We start from the raw sequence: 6626 nt of genomic DNA, 5'->3' as shown, positions 1-6626 counted from the left end.
GAGCGGGCCCGCCGTGATGCGGCGGGGCTGCACGGACGCCTGCGTGGTGCCGTAAAGGGTGAGCGGATCGGTCATGCTCACAGCTCCGACGGTATAACGCTCGTCTGCCGCTCTGCGCTGAGATAAGCGGCCTCGACGAGGGCCAGGGTCTTCACATTGTCGCGGCCGCAGGTTTCCGGTTCGCGCCCGGTGCGCAGGCAATCCACCCAGTGCTCCTGGATGCGCGCGACGCTTTCCTGGATATTGTGCCAGGGGCGCTCGGCCCAGGGCAGAAGCTGCGGCGATACATCGCTCGAGCGGGTGCCCGCCGCGTTTGTGACGGTGAGCTGGTAGTTCCGGTCGAGCCGGATCGTGCCGTCCGCGCCGTCGATCTCCAGGAGCGCCTGCGGGAACAGCTCCTCCGCTGCGCGCGTGGCATAGGAACAATCCACGATGCTGGTGACGCCGCTGTCATGGTCGAGCAGCATGGTCGCGACATCCTCACCCGCGATGCGCGGGTTGATGCGGGCGGTGCGCGCCGTAACCATGGCCACATCGCCGAACAGGAACCGCGCCACGTCGAGCGCGTGGATACCGAGATCCTCGATGATGAAGCGCGCGCCCTCTGCCAGGTAGGGCTGCGCGGCATAGACGTCGAAGCCCGACCGGAAGGTGACGCGGCCGAAGAAGGGCTTGCCGATGGCGCCCGAATGCAGCTCCGACGCGGCCGCGCGGATGGCGGATTGCCAGCGGAAGTTCTCATGCACCATCAGGGGAACGCCGGCCCGCTCGCAGGCCTGGACCATGGCACGTGCGTCGGCGAGGGTGGGCGCGAAGGGCTTCTGGCAAATGACCGGTGTTCCGGCCTCTGCCGCCAGTTCGACCAGCGCCCGATGGCTCGGCGCGGTGGTCGCAATGTCGACGAAGTCGGGCTGCACCTCGGCCAGCATCCGCGCCGCATCGGTGAAGACTTGTGTGACGCCGAAGCGTGCCGCCATGTCGCGGGCGCGGGCTTCGTCCCGGTCGCACAGGGCGACCATCTCGACACCGTCGATGCCGGTCCAGGCATGCATCTGGTTGGCTGCGAAGAAACCGCAGCCCACCAGAGTTCCGCGCAATGTGGGCCCGTTCGGAGCCATGAGCCTCTCCCTCCCCCTGAAGTATCCCGCCGGCCGGAGCCGGCGGGCCGCTCTGTCCTTGTCAGGTGATGCGCCGGATCGAAGCGGCGAGCTCTTCCGGCTCGAAGACGCGCTTCCAGTCGTCGCGCATCAGCATGGGCTTGCCGAACTCGATCGCCTTGTTGCAGGCATCGGAGAAGACGCCGGGGTTCTCTTCGAAGATGACGGCGCCGAGCACGTTCATGTGGCCGAGCAGGAAGTCACGCGCGGCTTCCTTGGGCACGCCGCGCGCCACGACCTCGTCCATGGCTTCCTTCATGACCACGAGAAGGCTGGCGCACACGGTCTCGGACAGGCCGGGCTCCAGAAGCGCCATCTGCTCCACCGTCACGCGGTGCGACCGCATGACGGGCGCCCAGATCACCTTGGCCACTTCCTCGCCCAGGGCATAATGCTCCTCCGGGCCCTGCATCAGGGCGGAGGTGATGTGCTGCTTGGCGGCGATGCCGCCGAAGAAGTCGCGCTTGGCGGCCGGGTCCGTCTCGTCGTTGAAGATCGGCGGATGGCACGGATGGGTGACGAAGTAGGTCAGGTCCGGACGGTCCGGCAGATGCCCGGCAAAGGGGGCGGCCGCATCCAGGACGACGACGATGGTTCCCGGCTTCAGGTCCTTTTCGATGCCAGAGGCGACCTTGCCGATCAGTGTGTCCGGCACGGCCAGGATGACGACATCGGCGCCGTCGAGCGCAGCCTGCGCCGGCGTGCAGTCGAAGCCGAGGCCGGCCTTCAGACGCTCGCGTCCGGCCTCGCTCGGCTCCACATGCCGCACCTCGAAGCGCGACCCTTTCAGGTTGCTGGCCAGACGGTAGCCCATCTTTCCGCCGGCACCGAACAAGGCAATCACAGTCATGCCACTTCCTTTCCACAAGGCACATCGCGGCGCTCGGGCGCCGCAGTACGTTCCATTGGGGAAGCGACAGATGCGCAGGGCGATAGCCCTTGCATCCACAGGGATGCCGCCGCAGCGGCATCGAATCCATCCTCCCCAGACCGACCCACCTATACCACGCCACCTCATCACCCCGTCAACATGTATGATGAGTATATGTGAATGAGACGCGTCGGTTTGCCTGTCCGGCGAACCGGATCGGTGCGCCGGCCGTTGTGGCTCGAACGGATGGAGTGGATAAGATGCGCAGGCCAATCGGACAGCTCCTCGCAGCGCTCGTCATCTGCACCGCAATGGGAGGCGCGACGATGGCGCAGTCACTGTCAGAGCTGCAATGGCAGAACCGCGTCCTGATCCTGTTCGGGACGGATGGCACGGCGATCGAGGAGCAATCGTCGGAGCTGTTAACGGGACGCGACGCGCTGGCGGAGCGGGACATGCTCGTCTTCACCGTAGCCGGCGACAGGCTCGACCCCGTCTACGGCCCGGTCCCGGACGGCGAAGACGCACAATCCCTTCGGGCCCGCTTCGGCGTCGACCCGGCTGCGCCCTTCACGGCCATATTGATCGGCAAGGACGGGCAGGAGAAGTGGCGCGCTGACAGCGTGGTGCCGCGTGCCGAGATCGAGGCGGTGATCGACGCCATGCCGATGCGGCGCGCCGGCCGCTAGCTCCGGTGCCCGGGAAAGGGCGTCGGGGGGTCGGTTCGCCCGAGCCCCCGGCCATGGTCACCAGGCGGTAAAGCCGCCATCCACCACGACATTCGAGCCCGTCATGTAGGACGAGGCATCGGAGGCGAGGAAGCGGATGATGCCGTTATATTCGTCGATCTCTGCCTGGCGCCCCATGGGCACACGTTCCAGGAAGGCATCGATGAACTCTTTGTCGAAACTACCGGTCTTCACACCGCCGAAGGAGATCAGGTTGACCCGCACTCGCTTCGGCGCCCAATAGGTCCCGAGATAGCGGGTCAGGTTGATGAGGCCGGATTTGGAGGCCGCATAGGACACGGCCTTGATGAAGGGCTCGCCGTCCCGCTCCAGCCGGTAGGCGTAGAGCGCCTGATTGGGCGAGACGAGACCGTAGATCGAACCGACATTGATGATCGATCCGCGCTGCTCGGCGGCCATCCGGCTGCCGACGACCTGGCTGGTCAGCATGACGCCGGTCAGGTTCGTATCGATGATGTCATCCCAGTATTTCTGCGGGTAGACCTCGAAAGGTGCGTTCTGTTCGGCCGACCCGTCGGGCTTGGAATCGATGCCCGCATTGTTGACGAGGATGTGCGGCACGCCCCAGTCGGCGACGAGGCGCTCCGTCGCGGCTTCCAGCGCGGCCTTGTCGGTGACGCTGGCTTCGTAGACGCGGATACGGTCGGTCAGGCCGGGGAACTTGGCCGCCAGTTGCGCGTCGGAGAAGGGGCGGCGGCTGTAGATCGCGACCTTGGCTCCGGCTTGCGCAAGGGACTTGGAAAACTGTGTGCCGAGTTGGCCGAGGCCGCCGGTCACGACCGCGACGCGGTCGGTAACGTCGAAGAGCTTGTCCATCTGTGCGTCTCCTGTTGCTGAGCTGCTCATCACCGCGCCGCCGCCGATTCCGCGATGGCCTGGGAGGCGCGCTTGCAACCCTCGTTCAGGAACAGCACGTCATTGCCCATGATGATCATGTCGACACCCTTCTTCTTGAGGGCCGTGACGCTGTCGGCGACGGGTGGGATGCAGGGCGCCATGACCTTGATGCCGCGCGCATGTGATTTCTCGACGAGTTCCGACAGCCGCTCGTCCACCTCCGGGTGCGACATGGAGTAGTCGATGGAGATCTGGCGGGAAATCGAGTAGTCGGCCGGGCCGAAATTGATGACGTCCAGCCCTTCGACGTCGAGGATCTCGTCGATATTGTCGAAGAACTCGAAGCTCTCGGCCATCGGGATGACGAGGCGGCTTTCATTCTCGTGCTGCATATAGGCGCTCCACTGGAAGCCCGGTCCGGCAAAGCCCGCTGCGCGGCAGGAGGCGTCGCCGCCACGCCGGCCGTAGGGCGGGAACTTGGCGGCGCGTACGATGGCGCGTGCCTGGTCGGCTGTGTTGACCTGGGGAACGATCACGCCGGTGGCACCGAATTCGAGGACCTTGCGGATGTCCCATTCGTTCGTCCCGCGGACCCGCACCAGCGGTGCGATGCCGCCCATCAGGGCAGCCATAACGAGCTTCTCCAGATGGCTGTCGACGTTGACGGGCGTATGCTCGGCATCGATAAATGCGAAGTCGAGGCCCCAGTTGGCGGCCACTTCGATGGCCGTCGTCGAGCCCGTATAGAAGGTGGCGCCGAAGGTGGGTTCACCCTTCCGCATCTTGGACATGAGTTGCGTGTTCTCTAGCGCTGGCACATGCGTCTCCTCTTGTGTGTCGATGGGGCGTGCGGGGGGCACGCCTATTTGAGATCGGGGGCGATAAAGGCCTGAAGCTCCGGCGTCTGCGGATCGCGGAAGAGCGTTTCAGACGGCCCTTCCTCCCGGATGCGGCCGTCATGCATGAAGATGGTTCGCGTCGCGACGCGCCGCGCAAAGCCCATTTCATGGGTGACGAGCAGCATGGTCATGCCGGCGCTTGCCAGTTCGGCGATCGTCTTCAGCACCTCGCCCGTCAGTTCCGGATCCAGCGCGGAGGTGACCTCGTCGAACAACATGACCTTCGGTTGCATGGCGAGCGACCGGGCGATCGCGACCCGCTGCTGCTGCCCGCCGGACAATTCGTCCGGATAGGCATGCGCCTTATCCTCAAGGCCCACGCGCCGCAGAACGTCGGCCACGAGCGCGGCGCCCTCGGCGTCCGAACAGCGGCGCACGACCTTGGGCGCGAGGGTGATGTTTTCCGAAACGTTCAGATGCGGAAAGAGATTGTAGCTCTGGAAGACCATGCCGACCTCCTTGCGCAGGGCACGCAGCTGCGCCGGCGTCTGCTGAACCTCGTATCCGGCAACCTCGATGCGCCCTTCCTGGAAGCTTTCCAGCCCGTTGATACAGCGCAGCATGGTGCTTTTGCCGGAGCCGGACCGGCCGATGATAGCAACCACTTCCCCATGCATGACCGACAGGTCGATGCCTTTCAGAACGGGAAGCGCGCCGTAGTACTTCTTCAGATTTTCGATCCTAAGCGCTTGCAACTTTGCGCTCCTTCAGCTTTTCGCTCCACCAGGAGAGCGGGTAACAGACGAGGAAATACAGGACCGCCACCGTCAGAAAGACGTGGAAGGGCTGGAAGGTCATGTTGTTCAGGAGCTGGCCGGCCCGGGTCAGTTCCACGAAACCGATCAGCGCCGTGACCGACGTGTTCTTGACGATCTGGACCATGAAGCCGACGGTCGGGCCGAGTGCGATGCGCAAGGCCTGTGGAAGAATAACGTAGCGCAGCCGCTCCAGCCGGCTCAGCGCCAGCGCGTCCGCAGCCTCCCACTGGGTCCTCGGTATGGCTTCGATGCATCCGCGCCAGATGTCCGCCAGGAAGGCGGTGGAGTAGACGATCAGCGAGATCGCCGCCGCAGCGAAGGGCGGAAAGTAGAAGCCAAGGAAGCTCAGGCCGTAGAAGGCCAGAAACACGACGATCAGAAGCGGCGTCGCCTGGACGAGTTGAATGTAGGTGCCGACGATGATTTTCAGCCAGCGTGGGCCAAGAGCACGCGCTATGGCGAAGATGAGCCCGAAAAGGCCGCCGCCCAGAAAGGCCGTGGCAGACAGGCCGACGGTCCAAAGAAGGCCGTGCAGCAGAAACTGGATGCTCGAAAGGCCGAAATTGTCGATCATGCCTTGGCCCTTCCCGTCAGCGTGACGGCGCTCGTCAGCGACCCGCCCTTGGGAACCTTGCGGCGGAACAGCCACAGGCCGATCAGCCAGTAGATGAGCCGGAAGGCGAAGGTCACGGTGATGTAGATCGCCGCGATGACCAGAAATGTCTCGAGGCTCCGAAAGGTCTGGGATTCGATCTGTGAGCCGACGAGCGTCAGTTCGGTCGCGGAAATGGCCGAGGCGATGGAGGTGCCGAGCAGCGTCAGCGTCAATTGCCCGGTGAGCGCCGGGTAGATGATGCGTAAGGCCGGAACGATCACGACGTAGCGCATGACCTGCAGCCTGGAGAGGCCGAGTGCCAGGCCGGCTTCGACCTGAGTCTTCGGAATGGCCAAAAGGCCGGCGCGGAAGATTTCGGCGGAGTAGGCGCCGAGATTGAGCGAGATGGCAAAGATCGCCGCTTCGTTGGCTCCGAGCCGCAGCCCGATATAGGGGAGGCCGAAGAAGATCAGGAACAGCTGGACGAGGAGCGGCGTGTTGCGGAACGCCTCGACATACACCTTGCCCAGAAGCCCTGCCCATCGCGGACCGTCGACCCGCATCAACGCGATGACGAGACCCACGAGAAGGCCGATGGAAATCGACTGGACGGACAGGACGATCGTATCGAGCGTCCCGGCCCACAGTTCTGGCGCACGCGCCAAAACCGGGCCGAAATTCATCTCGTAACCCATTGTCTCGAAAATCCTTGCTGCGCGTCGGCCGACAGGCGACCGATGGTCGATTGCCAGGATGCGTG

At 64.5% G+C, this 6626-nt stretch carries 8 protein-coding genes; 1 reads left to right on the top strand and 7 read right to left on the bottom strand.

What is annotated here, in order from left to right:
* Positions 1 to 77: 77 nt before the first annotated feature.
* Positions 78 to 1118: a Gfo/Idh/MocA family protein gene (locus AUL30_RS11555; protein ID WP_062228032.1), complete on the bottom strand. Its 1041-nt coding sequence runs from the start codon at positions 1116 to 1118 to the stop codon at positions 78 to 80.
* Between the two features lie 61 nt (positions 1119 to 1179).
* Positions 1180 to 2007 (bottom strand): phosphogluconate dehydrogenase C-terminal domain-containing protein, encoded by an 828-nt coding sequence (locus AUL30_RS11550; RefSeq protein ID WP_062228031.1) that lies wholly within the window; start codon positions 2005 to 2007, stop codon positions 1180 to 1182.
* A 281-nt stretch (positions 2008 to 2288) separates the two neighbouring features.
* Between AUL30_RS11550 and AUL30_RS11545 the strand changes: the two genes are divergently transcribed.
* On the top strand, positions 2289 to 2717 hold the full coding sequence (locus AUL30_RS11545) for a DUF4174 domain-containing protein (RefSeq protein WP_062228030.1): 429 nt from the start codon (positions 2289 to 2291) through the stop codon (positions 2715 to 2717).
* A 57-nt stretch (positions 2718 to 2774) separates the two neighbouring features.
* Here AUL30_RS11545 and AUL30_RS11540 read toward each other — a convergent pair whose 3' ends face one another.
* The 5 genes from AUL30_RS11540 to AUL30_RS11520 form a co-directional block, all read right to left on the bottom strand.
* Positions 2775 to 3593, bottom strand: coding sequence for an SDR family oxidoreductase (locus AUL30_RS11540; RefSeq protein ID WP_062228029.1), 819 nt, complete (start codon positions 3591 to 3593; stop codon positions 2775 to 2777).
* 29 nt (positions 3594 to 3622) lie between these two features.
* Positions 3623 to 4405 carry an HpcH/HpaI aldolase family protein gene (locus AUL30_RS11535; RefSeq protein ID WP_244490801.1) on the bottom strand — a complete coding sequence of 261 codons (783 nt, stop codon included), beginning with the start codon at positions 4403 to 4405 and terminating at the stop codon, positions 3623 to 3625.
* 71 nt (positions 4406 to 4476) lie between these two features.
* Entirely contained in the window at positions 4477 to 5208 is a 732-nt protein-coding gene (locus tag AUL30_RS11530) for an amino acid ABC transporter ATP-binding protein (protein WP_062228028.1), read from the bottom strand.
* A complete protein-coding gene (locus AUL30_RS11525) occupies positions 5195 to 5845 on the bottom strand; it encodes an amino acid ABC transporter permease (RefSeq protein ID WP_062228027.1) in 651 nt (216 codons plus the stop codon). Before AUL30_RS11525 ends, AUL30_RS11530 begins: the two co-directional genes overlap by 14 nt.
* Positions 5842 to 6561, bottom strand: coding sequence for an amino acid ABC transporter permease (locus AUL30_RS11520; protein ID WP_062228026.1), 720 nt, complete (start codon positions 6559 to 6561; stop codon positions 5842 to 5844). Before AUL30_RS11520 ends, AUL30_RS11525 begins: the two co-directional genes overlap by 4 nt.
* Between the last annotated feature and the right edge of the window lie 65 nt (positions 6562 to 6626).

The organism is Aureimonas frigidaquae, assembly GCF_001463905.1.
Taxonomy (GTDB): Bacteria; Pseudomonadota; Alphaproteobacteria; order Rhizobiales; family Rhizobiaceae; genus Aureimonas; species Aureimonas frigidaquae.
Note: the sequence above shows the minus strand (reverse complement) of the source record. Positions and strands in the feature narration are given on the sequence as shown.